Below are 17348 nucleotides of genomic sequence, written 5' to 3'. Positions count from 1 at the left end.
ACCCTGCCCCCGATCACGCGCGGGGGCAAGGCTGAAAGACGCACCTCGGAGTTCAGACCAGGAGCTGGTGACGGGCGAGGTCGCGGTAGAGCGGCGTGGTCTCCACCAGCTCGCCGTGGGTGCCCTGGCCGACCACGCGGCCGTGGTCGAGAACCACGATGAGGTCGCTGTCGACGACGGTCGACAGCCGGTGGGCGATCACGATGAGGGTGCGGCCCGCCGCGACGGCGTCGATCGCGTCGCGCATGCGCTGCTCGTTGAGGCCGTCCAGTGACGAGGTCGATTCGTCGAGGAGCAGGATCGGCGGCGCCGCCAGCAGCGCCCGCGCGATCGCGAGACGCTGACGCTCGCCCCCCGAGAGCATCACGCCGCTCTCGCCGACCGGAGCGTCGAGGCCGAGCGGGCTGCGCTCCAGAACCTCGCCGAGGTTGACGGCCCGCAGAACGCGCTCGCAGTCGGTGTCGGTGGCGTCGGGTGCGGCGAGGCGGAGATTCTCCGCGAGCGTGCCCGCAAGGGTCGGGGCGTCCTGCTCCACGTACCCGAGCCGGGCGCGCAGCGCCTCGCGATCGAGCGTGCGGACGTCCTGCCCGTCGAGGAGGATCGCCCCGCCGGTGGGGTCGTAAAAGCGCTCGATGAGCGCGAGGGTCGTGCTCTTCCCGGCGCCCGATGGTCCGACCAGCGCCACACGCGCTCCGCGCGGCACCCGGAACGACACCCCGCGCAGCACCTCCGCGTCGGCGGCACCGGGCAGGGTCGCCGCAGCTGCGGCATCCTGATCCCCGTCGCGCACCACCTCGAGGGAAGTCGTGCCGACGTGCGCCGATTCGAGGAGGGCCTTGGCCTCCTGCTCGGCGCTCCGGCGTGCCGCGATGACGTTCTCGGGATACGAGAAGCGCACATCGACGAACTCGATCGCCGCGGGCTCGCTGTCCGCAGCGGGTACCGGGACGGCGGCGAGGTCGGCCGCGATGCGGGCGTCGTCGGCGGTCTCGGTCGGCAGGTCGAGCACTTCCTGGATGCGCCCGAGTGCGCCCAGTGCCTGGTTCACCGAGGTGATGGCGCCGAAGAACGTCGCCAGCGGGCCGACGAGGAGGAAGAGGAAGATGACGAAGGTCACCAGGCTCGCCACCGAGATCGCTCCGGATGCGACGCGGAATCCGCCGAGTCCGAGCACGACCAGGAGTGACACCTGGAGGGCGATGCCGGCGACCGGCACCACGAGGGCCGAGACCTTCGCGATGCGGACACCCACGTGGTACACCTCGGTCGCGACGCCGGTGATGGCCTCGGTCTCGCGGTCGGTGGCGCCCGCCGCCCGCACCGTGCGGATCGAGCCGATAGCGCGCTCGACACCCGAGGCGAGCTCGCCCACCTTCTCCTGCTGCACCTGGGTGGCGCGGCGGATCCGGCCGCTGAGCAGCACCACCGCGGTGACGGAGGCGCCCAGGACCAGCACGATCGCACCGAGGAGCGCGGGGTCGATGATCGCCATGCCGATCACCGCGCCGACGAAGATCAGCGAGTTGCCGACCGCGTCGGCGAGCCCCTGGGTGAGAACGGCGTAGAGCAGGGTGGTGTCGGTGCCGACCCGTGAGACGAGGTCGCCGGTGCGGCGCGAATCGAACTCGCTGATCGGCAGGCGGAGGATGCGCGAGACGAGCTTCCGCCGGCTGGAGTAGACCACGGCGGTGCCGGTGCGCTGGAGCAGGTAGTGCTGATACCCGCCGATGAGCGACGCGGCGACCACGAGCGCCACGATCCCCCAGACGAGGAGCCCGAGGGTCTCGCCGTCCTGGACGCGCTCGATGACCTGCCCGACGAGAACGGGCTGTCCGAGCGTCGCGACCGCACCGATGATGCTGAGGATCGCGACGACCACGAGCACGCCGCGGTGCTCGAGGAGGAAGGGGATCAGCTGCTTCAGGCTCGCGTGGGGGCCCTCCTGGGCGGCGCCGCGGCGGCCGCGGCGGCGGGAAGGGCGGGTGCTGTCAGACATGGGATGCTCCGGGGGAAAGGCTCACCTACGACCGTACTTCTTGTGGGCTGCCTGTTTGCTCACACCGAGTGCCCCGGCGATGGCCTGCCAGGAGTATCCGAGGGTACGCGCCCGACGCACCTGCACCTCTTCGGCCCGCGACAGCTCGACGCGGACCCCCGCGAGTCGTCGCAGCTCGGCGATGGGTTCGGGATCGGGCGCGGACCCGATCAGTGTGCGCAGGTCGTCGCTGGACACGGTCTCTCTCCCTCTGGGTCGCGGCGCGGGATCTGTCGTCAACCGTAGGTGACGTCTTGTGCCATTGTCAACCGAGGTTGACGTGCGTCCACGCCCGCGCCGATGCCTGCGCCGCCCCCACCCCCTCTCCTTGCTCGTTCGTCGCAGATGTACGCGATCGAGGGGGATAGGCGTGCATTTGCGACGAACGAATCGGATAGGACGAGGTCCGCTTCTCGTGCGACGACCGCCGTCTCCGCGGCGCCCGCACGGCTGGCCCTACACCGCCGCCCCCACACCGCCGCCCCGCCGCCCCCGCAGCGGCCGCCCCCACACCGCCGCCCCGCCGCCCCCGCAGCGGCCGCCCCCACACCGCTGCCCCACACCGCCGCCCTCGCACGCTGCCCCGCACGGCTGCATCCGGCCGCCCTACCCGGCCCACAGCCGCTCCCTCGCGGCTTCGTTCGTCGCAGATGTACACCGGAGCGCGCCTGTGGAGTGCATATGCGACGAACGACGCGGGGAACCAAGGAAAAGGGCGGCGAACGACGCGGCGGAGGCAGAGACAGGGAATGGATGCCGCGGCCCGGCGGAAGAGCAGGAGACCGGATGCCGCGGGACGGCCGGTGAGCGCGACCGCCGTGTCGGAGCCCGCGGGTAGGGTGGTCCGGTGCCTGAGCCCGTGATCCGCGCCGAGAACCTCGTGAAGACGTATTCGTCCAAGGGGAAGGCCGACTTCGTCGCCGTCGACGGGCTGTCGTTCGAGGTTGCACCCGGCGAGTCCTTCGGGCTCCTCGGCCCCAACGGCGCAGGCAAGTCCACGACGATGAAGATGATCGGCGCGGTGTCGACGCGGACGCGCGGGGAACTGAGCATCCTCGGTCTCGACCCCGACCGATACGGGCCCGAGATCCGCTCGCGCCTGGGCGTCGTGCCGCAGCAGGACAACCTCGACGGCGAGCTCAACGCCCGCGAGAACCTCTACATCTACGGCCGGTACTTCGGTCTGCCCAGCAAGGTCTGCCACGAGAAGGCCGACGAGCTGCTGGCGTTCGCGCAGCTCGAGGACAAGTCCAAGAGCAAGGTCGAGCAGCTCTCGGGCGGCATGAAGCGGCGGCTCACGATCGCGCGCGGCCTCATCAACGATCCGCGCATCCTCCTGCTCGACGAGCCGACGACGGGTCTGGACCCCCAGGCGCGTCACGTCCTCTGGGATCGACTGTTCCGACTGAAGGAACGCGGCACCACCTTGGTGTTGACGACCCACTACATGGACGAGGCCGAACAGCTCTGCGATCGGCTCATCGTCGTGGACAAGGGACGCATCATGGCCGAGGGGACCCCGGCCTCGCTCATCCGCGAGCACTCGAGCCGCGAGGTGCTCGAGGTGCGTTTCGGCTCCGACCGCAACGAGCAGGTCGCTCCGCAGCTGCAGGGGCTCGGCGACAGCGTCGAGGTGCTTCCCGATCGCATCCTCGTCTACACCGACGACGGAGAGCGGGCCCTCGAGCGGGTCACCCGACTCGGTTTCGAACCGATCACCTCTCTCGTCCGCCGCTCCAGCCTCGAGGACGTCTTCCTGCGCCTGACGGGAAGGTCGCTGATCGAATGAGCGCGGAACCGACGAGCGACCAGGCCACGGCGAAGATCGCGCAGCCGAGCCTGGACGAGCTGCGCGCCGAGGCGCTGGCGTGGGGTCGCAAACCCCGTGCCTACGGGTCGTGGTACGTCACCGAGCACATGGTGCGGGCGATGCGCGCCTACGGGTGGACGATCGTGGTAGGCGCCCTCGGGCAGCCGATCGTCTACCTCCTCGGCCTGGGCCTCGGGCTCGCCGCCCTCATCGAGCAGGATGTCGTCGACGGCGGCGTCTCGGTCGACTACGTCGTCTTCGTCGCCCCGGCGCTCCTCATGACGGCCACGATCGCTGTCGCCAGTGAGGAGTTCACCTACCCCGTGATGGCGGGGTTCAAGTGGCGGCGGTACTTCTACGGGTTCAACGCCTCGGCCCTGTCGTCGCCGCAGATCGCCAACGGCGTCATCCTCGGCGCGACGGCCCGCATGGTCGTCGTCGCTGGAGCGTACTACCTGTTCCTCTGGGTGTTCCAGGCGATCCCCGACCCTCAGACGGGCTGGATCTCGATCTTCATCTCGATCCTCGCCGGGCTGTCCTTCGGCGTCCCCCTCATGGCCTACGCCGGACGGCTCGAAGAGGACCGCGGGCAGCTCCCGCTCGTCCAGCGCTTCATCTTCATGCCGATGTTCCTCTTCTCCGGAACGTTCTACCCGCTGTCGAACCTCGGTGCGCTTCAGGTCGTGGGGTGGATCTCGCCACTCTGGCACGCCACCGAGCTCGGGCGCCTGGTGACGTACGGCCGGAGTGAGAGCCTGCTCATGATCGTCGTCCACCTCGCCTACCTGATCGCGCTGACCGTCGTCGGCTACGTCCTCGCCCGGCGCGTCTTCACCCGGAGGCTCGCACGATGACGGCGACGATGCTCCGACCGCAGATCCGCGCCGGCGGGGTCCGCGCCCTGTGGGCCGGCAACCCGCAGGCCGTCGTGCAGCGCGGACTCATCGCGGCGCGTTCGTCGAGCTGGGTGGTGGTGCTGTCGGGCTTCTTCGAGCCGGTGTTCTACCTCCTCTCGCTGGGCGTGGGATTGAGCGCGCTGATAGGCGACGTGCAGACCGCCTCGGGTCTGGAGGTGTCGTACGCCGCCTTCATCGCGCCCGCGCTCCTCGCCGTCTCGGCGATGAACGGCGCGGTCTACGACTCCACGTGGAACGTCTTCTTCAAGCTCAACTACGGCAAGCTCTACGAAGGCATGCTCGCGACGTCGCTCGGCCCGCTCGATGTCGCCCTCGGCGAGATCCTCTACGCGCTGCTGCGGGGCCTGGTGTACGCCAGCGGCTTCATGGTGATCATGCAGATCGCGGGGTTGAACCTGTCGTGGACGGCGATCCTCGCCCTCCCCGCGGTGCTCCTCATCGCGTTCGGCTTCGCCAGCCTCGGCATGGCGATCACGAGCTACATGAAGGCGTTCCAGCACATGGACTGGATCAACTTCGTCATGCTGCCGATGTTCCTCTTCTCGGCGACGTTCTACCCGTTGAGCGTCTATCCCGAATGGCTCATCCCGGTCATCCAGGCACTCCCGCTCTGGCACGGGGTCGAGCTCATCCGGGGTCTGACGCTCGGTGATCTCAGCTGGGGCATGCTCTGGCACGTGCTGTACTTCGCGGTCATGATCACCGTCGGCCTGATTTTCACCACGAAGCGGCTCCGCGCACTCTTCCTCGACTGACGACACCCCTCGCCGTACACTCGACGCCACTGCGTCGGATCGCAGCGCGCCCCCGTCACCGAAGGGACTCCGTGGACCTCGCCACCCTCCTCGGCTTCGCCCTCGCCGCGGTCGTCACCATCGCCATCCCCGGGCCGACGGTGCTCCTCGCCCTGGCGAACGGATCCCGGTACGGAGTCCGGCGGGCCACCTCCGGGATGCTCGGTGCCGTCGCATCCGACATCGTCCTCGTCGTCGCGGTCGGCGTGGGTCTGGGGGCGCTGCTGCTGGCGAGCGAGGTGGCCTTCACGATCGTCAAATGGGTGGGTGTGGCCTACCTCGCCTTCCTCGGGATCCGGATGCTGCTGGCGCGCGGTGCGCTGCTGCACGGCGACCCGGCGGCCGACCCGCGCGGCTCGCGCCGCGCGCTGTTCCTCCGCAGCTTCCTCGTCGCGGTGACCAACCCCAAGGGGTACCTCTTCGTCGGGGCGCTCCTGCCGCAGTTCATCGATCCCGCCGCATCGCCGCTGCCGCAGTACGTGCTCATCGGTGCGGTCTTCTGCGCGCTCGACTTCGCGATCATGTTGGGCTACGCGGTGCTCGGCTCCGGCGTCATCCGCTCGCTCAAGCGTCGCGGAGCGGTGTGGCTCGAGCGTGTCTCGGGCGCGGTGCTGCTCGGGCTCGCGGCATGGCTCGCCACCTCGCGCCGGGCGCCCGCCTGAGGCTCAGAGCGAACCGGTGGCGCCGACACCGAGATCCTCGTCGTAGTCGACGTTCTTCGTCTCCGGCGCGAGCGCGAGGGCGATGAAGGTCAGCACGCCCATCGCCGACAGATAGAGGCCGACCAGCCACGGGTTGCCGCCGCCCAGCTGCCACAGCGCCACCGCGATGATCGGCGCGACGGCCGCGCCGAGGATCGATGAGACGTTGTAGGCGATCGCCGACCCCGAGTACCGCACATTGGTCGGGAAGAGCTCGGGGAGCACGGCGCCCATCGGCCCGAAACTCCAGCCCATCAGCATGAACCCGAGGATGAGGAACGCCTGGGTCAGGGCTCCGGTGAATTTCGGGTCCGCTGAGGGCAGCAGGAAGATCGAGAACGACAGCCCGAACACGATGATGAGGCCGGTGATCCACATCAGCAGCGTCCGGCGGCCGATCGAATCGGCAATCGGACCCGACAGCAGCGTGAAGATGCCGAAGAAGACGACGCCGATGATCTGCATGATCACGAAGTCGGTGTAGCCGAAGCCGAGCCCCGGATAGAACTGCGCGGCGAAGGCGGCTTCGTCGAAGACCCGGCCCGACGACTCGGCGGCGGCGCGCGCCGCAGCGCTGGCCGTCTCGAGGTCGGCGGGTTTCGTGCCGTACGACAGGGTGAACTGCGTCATCAGGTAGAACAGCACGTAGGTGGCGAGCATGATGAACGTGCCGAGGATCGCCTGCCGCCAGTAGCGGCGCAGGACCGTGCCGACGGGGAAGCGGCGGATGACGCCCTTCTGCTCGGCCTTGACGAAGGTGCCCGACTCCACGAGGCGCAGGCGCACCCACAGGCCGATGATCACCATGACGGCGGAGAAAAGGAACGGCACGCGCCATCCCCACGCCAGGAAGGCATCCGATCGCAGCGCGGGATCCTCGGGATGGGGGAGGAGGAAGTAGATCGTCAGGAACACCGAGTTGGCGATGATGAACCCGAGCGGCGCGCCCAGCTGCGGGAACGTGCCGTACCAGGCGCGCTTCCCCTTCGGCGCGTTCTCGGTCGCCACGAGCGCGGCGCCCGACCATTCGCCACCGAGGGCGAAGCCCTGGGCCAGCCGCAGGACGAGCAGCAGGAGGGCGGCCCACCACCCGATGTCGTTGAAGGTGGGAAGGCACCCGATGAGAAACGTCGCGATCCCCATCGTGAGGAGGGATGCCACGAGCGTGGCCTTCCGCCCGAAGCGATCGCCGAAGTGCCCGAAGATGACCGCGCCGAGCGGCCGGGCGACCATCGCCGCACCGAAGACGCCGAACGAGGCCAGGAGAGAGGTGGTGTCGTTGCCCGTGGGGAAGAACAGCAGAGGGAAGACCAGCACCGACGCCGTCGCGTAGACGTAGAAGTCGTAGAACTCGATCGTCGTGCCGACGAGGCTCGCCGTGATGACGCGGGAACGCGGGTTCGCGGGAGCGGGTGCGGGGGTGGGAACGGCGGCGGAGTCTGCGGTCTGCGTCATCGTCTCACCACAGCACGGCGATGGCGGCGTTGGCGAAGGTCAGGACGCCGATCGCCCAGAAGAGGGCGGGCGGCGTGGCATCCGTCCTGCGCTGGCGGGCACGCGCGATGCCGATCACGGCGCCGATGGCGAGGAGGATCACGAGCTTCACGCCGATCTTGGCGTAGTTCAGCTCGATGCCCGCCGGCCAGGGGGCGGCCAGGATCAGCCCGGCGACCCCGGCGATGAGCAGACCCCAGTCCATGACCCGGGTCGCCTGACGGCGGCGCGAGACCGCCTCGACGACCCAGGCGCCGAAGAGCACTGCGAATCCCACGAGATGGACGAGCACGACGACGTGGCGCAGGAATTCCATAGCTCAGAGGTTAAGGCTCCGCCCGCGCCGCCGCCAGGAAGGCGCGCCTCAAGCGTCCCCCCGCTCATCGCGCCCACCCCGGCCCTCCCGCGAGAGTGCGTCTGGGCGCCGCGAGTGCGGGGTGACCCCGAATCCTCGGCCTCCCGATGCACTCTCGCGAACCGAGACGGCGGCGGGGGATCAGCCGCGCAGGGCCCGGAGCACGAGCGCAGTGCGCAGGGCGGCGTCGGCGGCCTCGGCGCCCTTGTCCTCCTTCGACCCGTCGAGCCCCGCGCGGTCGAGACCCTGCTGCTCGTCGTCGAGGGTGAGGACGCCGAACCCGACGGGCTTGCCGGTGTCGAGAGCCACGCGCGTGAGCCCGTCGGTCGCGGCGGCCGAGACGTACTCGAAGTGCGGGGTGCCGCCCCGGATGATCACGCCGAGGGCCACCACCGCGTCGGCTCCGGCGTCCAGCGCGGCCTTCGCCGCGACGGGCAGCTCGAACGAGCCCGGGACGCGCACCATGCGGTAGTCGGCGCCGGAGGCGTCGAGCACGCGCTCGGCCCCGGCGATGAGGCCGTCGGTGATGGTGGCGTGCCAGGTCCCGGCGACAACGACGACCTGCAGGCCCGCGGCGTCGATCTCGTCGACCGTGATCGGTGCTCCCTTGCCGCTCACGCGACCCCCTCCTTCATATGGGCGATGGCCTCCGCCAAGTCGCCCTCGTCGATGATGTGCCCCATGCGGTCCCGCTTGGTGGTCAGGTACTGGTGGTTGTTCGGCCCGACGCCGACGAGCAGCGGAACCTGCTCGACGACGTCCAGCCCGAACCCGCGCAGCTGCGCGACCTTGTCGGTGTTGTTCGTCAGGAGCCGCACCTTGTCGATGCCGAGGTCGGCGAGGATGCCGGCGGCCGCGGCGTAGTCGCGAGCGTCGGCCGGGAGCCCCAGGGCGAGATTGGCGTCCACGGTGTCCATGCCGCGCTCCTGCAGGCTGTACGCGCGCAGCTTGTTGATGAGGCCGATCCCGCGCCCCTCGTGACCGCGCATGTAGATGACGACGCCGCCGTCCTGCTCGATGGCGTCGAGCGCCGCCTCCAGCTGCGGGCCGCACTCGCACTTCAGCGACCCGAAGGCCTCGCCGGTGAGGCACTCCGAGTGCACGCGCACGAGCGGTGCCTCGTCGCCGAGCTCGCCCGAGATGACGGCGAGGTGGTCGGTGCCGGTGATCCGGTCCTTGTAGGCGCGGAAGCGGAACTCGCCGTGCGAGGTCGGCACCGTCGCCTCGGCGCGCAGGCTCACCCGACGCCGCTGGGCGCCGTGCGACGACGCGTCGAGCGGGTCGACCTCGTCGAGGTGGGCGATGAGCTGCTCGATGGTGATGAGGGGGATGCCGTCGCGGGCGGCGAGCTCGATCAGTCCCGGCATCCGCATCATGGATCCGTCCTCGGCGACGACCTCGGCGATCGCCCCCACCGGCGGGAGGCCGGCTAGCTTCATCAGCTCCACGGCGGCCTCGGTGTGCCCGGCGCGTTCGCGCACGCCCCCGTCGACCGCGCGCAGCGGCAGGATGTGCCCCGGGCGGATGACCGAGCTCGGGGTGGACTCGACGTCGGCGAGCACGTTGAGGGTGTGGGCACGGTCGCTCGCACTGATCCCGGTCGAGATCCGATCGGCGGCGTCGACGCTCACGGTGTACGCGGTACCGCGGGCGTCCTCGTTCACCTCGACCATCGGCGGGAGGTCGAGCCGGTCGGCCCAGTCGGCGGGCATCGGCGCGCAGACGAAGCCGCTGGACCAGCGCACCGTCCACGCCACCCACTCGGGGGTGGCCAGCTGCGCGGAGAGGATGATGTCGCCTTCGTTCTCGCGGTTCTCATCGTCGACGACGATGACGGGCTTGCCCGCGCGGAGCGCGTCGAGGGCGTCGGAGAGGGGGGAAAGGCTCATCGGGAGCCTCCTTCGTTCGGGACGGCGGGCGCCGTCGGGGGGAATGCGAGAAGGCGCTGCACGTGCCGCGCTAGGATGTCGGTCTCGAGGTTGACGGCGTCGCCGGCCGCGCGGGTGCCGAGGGTGGTGGCCTCGAGCGTCTCGGGGATGAGCGACACCTCGAACCACGGCTCGGCCTCGCCGGGTACGCTCACCGCGCTGACGGTCAGCGAGACCCCGTCGACGGCGATGGAGCCCTTGTCGACGACGAGAGGGGCGAGGTGCGGGGGCAGGGCGACGCGGACGACTCGCCATTCGTCACCCGGGCGCACCTCGACGACGGTTCCGGTGCCGTCGATGTGACCCTGGACGATGTGACCGCCCAGCCGTCCGTGAGCGGCGGTCGCGCGCTCGAGGTTCACGGCGCGCCCGGCCGCGACCCCGGCGAGGGTCGACATGTCGAGGGTCTGGCGCATGACATCGGCGGTGAACCAGTCCTCGCCGCGGTCGACGACGGTGAGGCACACGCCGCTGACGGCGATGGAGTCGCCGTGCCCGGCATCCGACACCGCCTTCGGAGCGCGCACGGTCAGCCGCAGGCCGTCGCCGGACGGCGCGACGGCGGTGACGGCGCCGATCTCTTCGATGATTCCGGTGAACATCAGTCGTCCTTCGCGTTCGCGGGAGAGGGAGCAGTCGTGGGGTGCGCGACGAGGAGGAGGTCGTCGCCGAGGCGCTCGACGGACGAGAGCGTGAGGCGAAGGGCCGCGTCGATCGTCGCGACGCCGATGTCGCCGAGCGCCAGACGTGGTCCGCCGAGGAGGGCGGGCGCGACGTAGGCGAGCACCTCGTCGACGAGACCCGCGCGTACGAAGGCAGAGGCCAGGGTTGGACCCCCCTCGACGAACACGCGCTGCACGCCCTCTCGACGAAGATCGTTCAGCACCCCGGGAAGATCGCGCGACGAGAAGAACAGGGGCTCCCGAGGGTGACGGCGCACGGCTGCCCCGGCGGGCGTCGGCCGCTCGCCGATGACCACGGGGCGCGGCTGATCTGCACGCAGTGCTCCGTCGGGGTCGCGGGCGGTCAGCGAAGGGTCGTCGGCGAGCACCGTGCCGGTCCCCACGACGATGGCGTCGGCGGCGGCCCGGCGGCGGTGGACGTCCTGCCGGGCGGCGGGCCCGGTGATCCACTGGCTGGTGCCGTCGGATGCTGCGGCACGGCCGTCGAGCGACTGCGCCCACTTCACCGTGACGTGCGGACGCCCGAGGCGCTGCACGGTCAGCCAGGAGGAGAGGAGCTCGCGGCCCTCGTCGCCGAGCACGCCGGCCTCGACCTCGACGCCCGCCTTCCGCAGGGTGTCGGCACCGCCGGCGGAGACGACGCCGGGGTCGTCGACCGCGTACAGCACCCGGGAGACGCCGGCAGCCAGGAGTGCTTGCGCGCACGGCCCGGTCCGGCCGGTGTGGTTGCACGGCTCCAGGGTCACCACGGCCGTCGCGCCCTGCGCCTCGCCGGGCGAGAGCCGGGACAGCGCATCGACCTCGGCGTGCGGCGTGCCGGCACCGCGATGCCACCCCTCGGACAGGATGCGGCCGTCGGGCTCGAGAATGACCGCCCCGACCTGGGGGTTGAACCCCGCCGGCCCGTTGACCGCCAGCGCGAGAGCACGATGCATCGCATCGCGCTCGACGTCTCGCACCGTCATCCGTCTTCCCTCGTCCATCCAGTCGACCCATAGGGGCCCCGGGGCACGGGAACGACAGGCGCAGGCGCCTGACGTGCTTCCTCCCATCCGGACTCGCGAGGACCTTCCCCCGCATCACCGTCGGTTCCGGAATTCCACCGGATCAGGTCGGGCGACATCCTCTCGGATGCGACGCCGTCGCTCGCGGACTATCACCGCCGGTTCGGATTCTCACCGACCCCGGAGCACGTTGCTGCTCACGAGTGTACTCAACGCCGCCTCGGCGGATTCATTCCCGCACAGGTGCGCGCGAGGGGCTATCCTCGCGCGCGCTCGCGGCGAGGTCGCGCGCCGTGGACTCGTCGAGGATGACGTCGGTGATGAGTCCGGCACGCAGGGCCCCCCGGAGGCTCGGCACCTTGGCCCGGCCGGCGACGATTCCCACGCGCCGCGGGGCGCGACGCAACACCGAGAAGTCCGGCCCCGTCGCACGTTCGTTCAGCGGGATGCCGTCGCTCGACCCGTCCGCGCGATAGAACACGGTCGCGACGTCGCCGACCACGTGCTCGCGGCTGAGGGCCCGATAGTCCTCGGCGTCGAGGTAGCCGCCCTGGTAGACGTGACTCGGCACCTCGGCGAACGGGGACCCGACCCCGAAGACCGCCAGATCGAGGCTCGCCTGCATCTCCAGCACCCGCCGGATCGACCGCTCGCGCCAGAACGCCCGCTTGGTCTCGGGGTCGTCGAAGAAGGCCGGCACCGGGAACTGGTGCACCTGCGCCCCGAAGGCGTCACCGAACCGGCTGAGCAGCTCGCTGGCGTACATGATGCCGGTCGTGCGCATGTTGCCGGCACCGTTGAGCTGGACCACATCGGCGTTGTGCGTCACACGCCGCGGGAGGTGCCGGCTGACCGCGCCGATCGTGGATCCCCACGCGATCCCCACGCTCTGGTTCGAGTCCACCCAGCTCGCCAGCGTCCGCGCCGCCGACAGCGCGACGCGGTCGAGGCGCTCGACATCACTCGCACGGTCGGGCACCGGCACGATGTGCGCGGTCACCCCGAAACGCTCGCGGATGTCTGCGGCGAGCCGGCTGGGGCCCTCGAGCGGGGAGTGGATGACGATCTCGACCAGTCCGGTCTCGCGTGCCTGACTGAGCAGACGGGAGACGGATGACCGCGACGTGCGCAGCTCGCGGGCGATGGCGTCCATCGTGAGGTCCTGCATGTAATAGAGCTGCGCGGCGCGCAGCGCGTCCCTGGTGCGCTCGGGCAGGACGGTCTCTCCGACATCGGGCGAATCCGGCATCATCCTCTCCTTTGCACATATGTGCAAGATGATTGCACTGACGTTCGGGCGGGTTCAGGATGTATTCATCCAGATGATGCGGTGCCGCGCAAGGGGACACCGTGAGAGGAGTCCCGATGAGCAGCCAGCCCGCCACCTCAGAGCCCACGTCGCAGCGCGCCGAGGTGCGTGCGATCGCCGCGGATCCGACGGCCGACGTCGTCATCGTCGGTGGCGGTATCAACGGCATCGCGACCTTCCGGGATCTGGCGCTGCAGGGGGTCAAGGTGATCCTCGTCGAGCGGGACGACTTCGTCTCGGGCGCCTCGAGCGCGTCGTCGCACATGATCCACGGCGGCATCCGCTACCTCGAGAACGGCGAGTTCCGTCTCGTGCGCGAGTCGGTCGTCGAGCGCAACGCGCTCATCAAGACCGCGCCCCACTACGTCCGGCCCCTGCCGACGACGGTGCCGATCTTCTCCACCTTCTCAGGTCTGTTCTCCGCCCCGCTCCGCTTCATCACCCACAAGCAGGGGAAGCCCTCCGAGCGCGGCGCGCTGCTGATCAAGGTGGGGCTGACGATCTACGACTTCTTCTCGCGCGACGGCGGATCGGTGCCGCGTCACCGCTTCCACGGGCGCAAGCGTTCGCTCTCGGAGCTGCCGGCTCTCAACGGCGACGTGAAGTACACCGCCACCTACTTCGACGCCAGCATGCACGACCCCGAGCGGCTCGCCCTCGACGTCCTCTACGACGGCCTGGCCGCCGGCCCCCACGCGCGGGCGGCGAACTACCTGTCGGCGGTCGCCATGTCGGCATCCGGCCTCCGGGTGCGCGACGAGGTCACCGGCGAGGAGTTCGACATCACCTCGGACGTCGTCGTCAACGCGTCCGGCCCCTGGACAGACCTGACCAACGAGTCCCTCGGTCGCGACACCTCCTACATGGGCGGCACGAAGGGCTCTCACATCGTGCTCGACAACCCCGCGCTGCGCGACGCGACCGGGGGGCGTGAGATCTTCTTCGAGCACAAGGACGGACGCATCGTCCTCATCTACCCGCTCAAGGGCCGGGTGATGGTGGGCACGACCGACATCGACCACGACATGCGCACCCCCGCGGTGTGCACCGAGGAAGAGGTCGACTACTTCTTCGACCTGATCACGCACGTCTTCCCCGACATCCCCGTCGACCGCTCCGAGATCGTCTACCGGTTCGCCGGGGTCCGCCCGCTGCCGCGCCACGACGACACCCAGCCCGGTTTCGTCTCGCGCGACTACCGCGTCGAGCAGGCCACCGCCGCCGGTCGCCCGCAGACGACGGTGCTCAGCCTTGTCGGCGGCAAGTGGACCACCTTCCGCGCCCTCGGCGAGCAGCTCTCCGACCGCGTCCTCGACATCCTCGGCCGCCGCCGGGTGCGCAGCACCGCGGGGCTCATGATCGGTGGCGCCGACGGCTACCCCCGCACCCAGCGCGCCCGCGCCACCTGGGTCGAGAGCCACCGCGGCCACCTCGCCGCGGCGCGGACCGATCAGCTCCTGGAGCGGTACGGAACCCGCGCCGCCGCCCTCATCGAGGCGCTGCCCGAGGACGACCGCGCGCTCCGGACGCTCCCCGACTACAGCACCGGCGAGATCGCCTACCTCACCCGCACCGAGTACGTGGTGCACCTCATCGACGTGCTGCTTCGTCGCACGAGCGTGGCCTTCGTCGGCGCGGTGACGATGCCGGTGCTGGAGGAGCTCGCCGAGGTCGTCGGCGACACCCTCGGGTGGGACACCGAACGGCGCGGCGAGGAAGTTCGCGCGAGCGCCCGCTTCCTCGCGGAGCGGCATGGTGTCGATCTGACGCAGGACGCCGTACTCTCATGATCGTCATGACCGCCGCTCCGGCGTCGGTCATGTCGCCCCGGTCGCCGGGCGGCGCGCTTCCCGGCGACTCTTCCTGACGCGGCATGGGGCCGCACGACGAAAGAAGGTCAATGTGGACAATCTGGGTATCGTCTTCACCTCGGAGGTGATCGGCACGATGCTGCTGACCCTCCTGGGTTGTGGCGTCGTCGCCAACGTCGCTCTGACGAAGACCAAGGGCTTTGCCGGCGGCTTCCTGCTGGTGAACTTCGGCTGGGGCCTCGCGGTCTTCGCCGGTGTCACGGTCGCCTACATCTCCGGTGCTCACCTCAACCCCGCCGTCACGCTCGGGCTCGTCGCCAACGGCGCGACGGAGTTCGGCCAGGGCGTCCCGGTCGGACCCCTCTCGATCCTCGTCTACATCGGCGCGCAGCTGATCGGTGCCTTCATCGGTGCGGTGCTCGCCTGGGCGGCCTACAAGAAGCACTTCGACGCTGAAGAGGACGCGGCGACCAAACTCGGCGTCTTCTCCACCGGTCCCGCCATCCGCACCTACGGCTGGAACCTCGTCACCGAGATCATCGGCACCTTCGTCCTCGTCTTCGTGGTGATCGGCTTTGGCCGCAACGGCGACCCGTCCGGCCTCGCGGCCCTCGGCGCCCTGCCCGTCGCCCTCCTCGTCGTCGGCATCGGCGCCTCGCTCGGTGGCCCCACCGGATATGCGATCAACCCGGCGCGCGACCTCGGCCCGCGCATCGCCCACGCGGTGCTGCCGATCAAGAACAAGGGCGGCAGCGACTGGAGCTACTCGTGGGTGCCGATCGTCGGACCGATCATCGGTGGTGTCCTCGCCGGGTTCGCCGCGATCCCGCTGATGCCGATCCTCGGCTGAGTCCCGGCATCCGCTGCCTCAGGGCGCGGCGGCGCGTCCACCCGCATCACAGACGACACATCACCAAGCGACACACAAGGGAGTATCAAGCATGGCCGACTACATCCTCGCGATCGACCAGGGCACCACGTCCACGCGCGCGATCATCTTCGACAAGTCCGGCAGCATCATCCAGAGCGGTCAGCTCGAGCACGAGCAGATCTTCCCGCGCGCCGGATGGGTCGAGCACGACCCGATGGAGATCTGGCGGAACACCCGTGAGGTGATCGGTCAGGCCCTGTCCAAGGCCGACCTCACCCGTCACGACATCGCGGCGATCGGTATCACGAACCAGCGCGAGACCGCCGTGGTCTGGGACAAGAACACCGGCGAGCCGGTCTACAACGCCATCGTCTGGCAGGACACCCGCACCCAGAGCATCGTCGACAAGCTCGCCGCCGACGGGGGCACCGAGCGGTTCAAGTCGACGGTCGGTCTGCCGCTGGCGACCTACTTCTCCGGCACCAAGATCGTCTGGATCCTCGAGAACGTCGAGGGGGCGCGCGAGCGCGCCGAGCGCGGCGACCTGCTCTTCGGCACGACCGACACCTGGGTGCTGTGGAACCTCACCGGCGGCGTCGACGGCGGCGTGCACGCCACCGACGTGACCAACGCCTCGCGGACGCTGTTCATGGACCTCGAGACGCTGTCGTGGCGTGAGGACATCCTCGACATCTTCGGCGTCCCGCTGTCGATGATGCCCGAGATCCGCAGCTCGTCCGAGGTCTACGGCCAGGCTGAGAGCTCGAGCCTGCTGCGCGAGACGCCGATCGCCGGCATCCTCGGCGACCAGCAGGCCGCGACCTTCGGCCAGGCGGCGTTCGAGCAAGGGGAGGCGAAGAACACCTACGGCACGGGCAACTTCATCATCTTCAACACCGACACCGAGATCGTCCACTCGCAGAACGGGCTGCTGACGACGCTGGGATACAAGCTTGGCGACGAGCCGGCGCACTACGCCCTCGAGGGTTCGATCGCTGTCACCGGTTCGCTCGTGCAGTGGCTGCGCGACAACCTCGGTCTCATCTCCTCCGCCCCGGAGGTGGAGACCCTCGCCGCCTCGGTGGACGACAACGGCGGTGCGTACTTCGTGCCGGCGTTCTCGGGCCTGTTCGCGCCCTACTGGCGCTCCGACGCCCGCGGTGCGCTGGTCGGTCTCACCCGCTACGTCAACAAGGGCCACATCGCCCGGGCGGTGCTGGAGGCCACGGCCTTCCAGACCCGCGAGGTCATCGACGCGGTCAACGCCGACTCAGGAGTGCCGCTGACGGAGCTGAAGGTCGACGGCGGCATGATCGCCAACGATCTGCTGATGCAGTTCCAGGCCGACATCCTCGGTGTGCCGGTCGTGCGGCCGGTCGTGGCCGAGACGACGGCGCTGGGGGCTGCCTACGCCGCCGGTCTCGCCGTCGGATTCTGGTCGGGCCTCGACGATCTGGCCAAGAACTGGCAGGAGGACCGGCGCTGGGAGCCGAAGATGGACGAAGCCGAGCGCGAGCGGCTGCTGCGCAACTGGAAGAAGGCCGTCACAAAGACCTTCGACTGGGTCGACGACGACGTGTCGTGATCCACGACTGAGCAACGGGGAGGTCGCTTCGGCGGCCTCCCCGTGGCTGTG

General features: G+C 69.9%; 16 protein-coding genes and 1 riboswitch. Of the genes, 7 read left to right on the top strand and 9 right to left on the bottom strand.

Annotation, left to right across the window (positions count from 1 at the left end):
- Window positions 1-52: 52 nt before the first annotated feature.
- Together T9R20_RS12690 and T9R20_RS12685 are read right to left on the bottom strand one after the other, a co-directional pair.
- On the bottom strand, window positions 53-1996 hold the full coding sequence (locus T9R20_RS12690; protein WP_322409668.1) for an ABC transporter ATP-binding protein: 1944 nt from the start codon (window positions 1994-1996) through the stop codon (window positions 53-55).
- Between the two features lie 21 nt (window positions 1997-2017).
- Window positions 2018-2233 (bottom strand): AsnC family protein, encoded by a 216-nt coding sequence (locus T9R20_RS12685; RefSeq protein ID WP_416182910.1) that lies wholly within the window; start codon window positions 2231-2233, stop codon window positions 2018-2020.
- 649 nt (window positions 2234-2882) lie between these two features.
- Between T9R20_RS12685 and T9R20_RS12680 the strand changes: the two genes are divergently transcribed.
- The 4 genes from T9R20_RS12680 to T9R20_RS12665 all read left to right on the top strand — a co-directional run bounded on the left by T9R20_RS12680 (window position 2883) and on the right by T9R20_RS12665 (window position 6218).
- Window positions 2883-3824, top strand: coding sequence for an ABC transporter ATP-binding protein (locus T9R20_RS12680; protein WP_322409667.1), 942 nt, complete (start codon window positions 2883-2885; stop codon window positions 3822-3824).
- Window positions 3821-4699 (top strand): ABC transporter permease, encoded by an 879-nt coding sequence (locus tag T9R20_RS12675; RefSeq protein WP_322409666.1) that lies wholly within the window; start codon window positions 3821-3823, stop codon window positions 4697-4699. The genes T9R20_RS12680 and T9R20_RS12675 overlap by 4 nt, the downstream gene beginning before the upstream one ends.
- Entirely contained in the window at window positions 4696-5517 is an 822-nt protein-coding gene (locus tag T9R20_RS12670; protein ID WP_322409665.1) for an ABC transporter permease, read from the top strand. The genes T9R20_RS12675 and T9R20_RS12670 overlap by 4 nt, the downstream gene beginning before the upstream one ends.
- A 71-nt stretch (window positions 5518-5588) precedes the next feature.
- On the top strand, window positions 5589-6218 hold the full coding sequence (locus T9R20_RS12665; protein ID WP_322409664.1) for a LysE family translocator: 630 nt from the start codon (window positions 5589-5591) through the stop codon (window positions 6216-6218).
- Window positions 6219-6221: 3 nt separating this feature from the next.
- Here T9R20_RS12665 and T9R20_RS12660 read toward each other — a convergent pair whose 3' ends face one another.
- The 7 genes from T9R20_RS12660 to T9R20_RS12630 form a co-directional block, all read right to left on the bottom strand.
- The gene (locus T9R20_RS12660) at window positions 6222-7712 is read right to left on the bottom strand and encodes an MFS transporter (protein WP_322409663.1); all 1491 of its coding nucleotides are present in this window, start codon (window positions 7710-7712) and stop codon (window positions 6222-6224) included.
- A gap of 4 nt (window positions 7713-7716) precedes the next feature.
- A complete protein-coding gene (locus T9R20_RS12655) occupies window positions 7717-8067 on the bottom strand; it encodes a Fe-S protein (protein ID WP_322409662.1) in 351 nt (116 codons plus the stop codon).
- A 180-nt stretch (window positions 8068-8247) separates the two neighbouring features.
- A complete protein-coding gene (gene ribH, locus T9R20_RS12650) occupies window positions 8248-8724 on the bottom strand; it encodes a 6,7-dimethyl-8-ribityllumazine synthase (RefSeq protein WP_322409661.1) in 477 nt (158 codons plus the stop codon).
- Window positions 8721-9995 carry a GTP cyclohydrolase II gene (gene ribA / locus T9R20_RS12645; RefSeq protein ID WP_322409660.1) on the bottom strand — a complete coding sequence of 425 codons (1275 nt, stop codon included), beginning with the start codon at window positions 9993-9995 and terminating at the stop codon, window positions 8721-8723. The genes ribH and ribA overlap by 4 nt, the downstream gene beginning before the upstream one ends.
- Entirely contained in the window at window positions 9992-10636 is a 645-nt protein-coding gene (locus T9R20_RS12640) for a riboflavin synthase (protein ID WP_322409659.1), read from the bottom strand. The genes ribA and T9R20_RS12640 overlap by 4 nt, the downstream gene beginning before the upstream one ends.
- Window positions 10636-11682 carry a bifunctional diaminohydroxyphosphoribosylaminopyrimidine deaminase/5-amino-6-(5-phosphoribosylamino)uracil reductase RibD gene (ribD, locus tag T9R20_RS12635; RefSeq protein ID WP_322409658.1) on the bottom strand — a complete coding sequence of 349 codons (1047 nt, stop codon included), beginning with the start codon at window positions 11680-11682 and terminating at the stop codon, window positions 10636-10638. Before ribD ends, T9R20_RS12640 begins: the two co-directional genes overlap by 1 nt.
- Window positions 11683-11751: 69 nt before the next feature.
- Window positions 11752-11914, bottom strand: a riboswitch (FMN riboswitch).
- 36 nt (window positions 11915-11950) lie between these two features.
- Window positions 11951-12970, bottom strand: a complete 1020-nt coding sequence (locus tag T9R20_RS12630; RefSeq protein ID WP_322409657.1) for a sugar-binding transcriptional regulator — start codon at window positions 12968-12970, stop codon at window positions 11951-11953.
- Window positions 12971-13086: 116 nt separating this feature from the next.
- Between T9R20_RS12630 and T9R20_RS12625 the strand changes: the two genes are divergently transcribed.
- The 3 genes from T9R20_RS12625 to glpK all read left to right on the top strand — a co-directional run bounded on the left by T9R20_RS12625 (window position 13087) and on the right by glpK (window position 17297).
- Window positions 13087-14820, top strand: coding sequence for a glycerol-3-phosphate dehydrogenase/oxidase (locus T9R20_RS12625; protein WP_322409656.1), 1734 nt, complete (start codon window positions 13087-13089; stop codon window positions 14818-14820).
- A 112-nt stretch (window positions 14821-14932) separates the two neighbouring features.
- Window positions 14933-15691: an MIP/aquaporin family protein gene (locus T9R20_RS12620; RefSeq protein WP_322409655.1), complete on the top strand. Its 759-nt coding sequence runs from the start codon at window positions 14933-14935 to the stop codon at window positions 15689-15691.
- Between the two features lie 91 nt (window positions 15692-15782).
- Entirely contained in the window at window positions 15783-17297 is a 1515-nt protein-coding gene (gene glpK / locus T9R20_RS12615; protein ID WP_322409654.1) for a glycerol kinase GlpK, read from the top strand.
- Window positions 17298-17348 lie beyond the last annotated feature (51 nt).

The sequence above is a fragment of the Microbacterium invictum genome, assembly GCF_034421375.1.
GTDB classification, from domain to species: Bacteria; Actinomycetota; Actinomycetes; order Actinomycetales; family Microbacteriaceae; genus Microbacterium; species Microbacterium invictum_A.
The sequence above is the reverse complement of the archived record's forward strand: the minus strand, read 5'-3'. Positions and strand labels throughout refer to the sequence as shown.

Excerpts from the sequence above, each read along its gene's own strand:
- T9R20_RS12660 (WP_322409663.1), bottom strand. The coding sequence starts at position 7,712 with ATGACGCAGACCGCAGACTCCGCCGCCGTTCCCACCCCCGCACCCGCT.
- T9R20_RS12630 (WP_322409657.1), bottom strand. The coding sequence starts at position 12,970 with ATGCCGGATTCGCCCGATGTCGGAGAGACCGTCCTGCCCGAGCGCACC.
- T9R20_RS12675 (WP_322409666.1), top strand. The coding sequence starts at position 3,821 with ATGAGCGCGGAACCGACGAGCGACCAGGCCACGGCGAAGATCGCGCAG.
- ribA (WP_322409660.1), bottom strand. The coding sequence starts at position 9,995 with ATGAGCCTTTCCCCCCTCTCCGACGCCCTCGACGCGCTCCGCGCGGGC.
- ribD (WP_322409658.1), bottom strand. The coding sequence starts at position 11,682 with ATGACGGTGCGAGACGTCGAGCGCGATGCGATGCATCGTGCTCTCGCG.
- T9R20_RS12670 (WP_322409665.1), top strand. The coding sequence starts at position 4,696 with ATGACGGCGACGATGCTCCGACCGCAGATCCGCGCCGGCGGGGTCCGC.
- T9R20_RS12655 (WP_322409662.1), bottom strand. The coding sequence starts at position 8,067 with ATGGAATTCCTGCGCCACGTCGTCGTGCTCGTCCATCTCGTGGGATTC.
- T9R20_RS12690 (WP_322409668.1), bottom strand. The coding sequence starts at position 1,996 with ATGTCTGACAGCACCCGCCCTTCCCGCCGCCGCGGCCGCCGCGGCGCC.
- glpK (WP_322409654.1), top strand. The coding sequence starts at position 15,783 with ATGGCCGACTACATCCTCGCGATCGACCAGGGCACCACGTCCACGCGC.
- T9R20_RS12625 (WP_322409656.1), top strand. The coding sequence starts at position 13,087 with ATGAGCAGCCAGCCCGCCACCTCAGAGCCCACGTCGCAGCGCGCCGAG.
- T9R20_RS12640 (WP_322409659.1), bottom strand. The coding sequence starts at position 10,636 with ATGTTCACCGGAATCATCGAAGAGATCGGCGCCGTCACCGCCGTCGCG.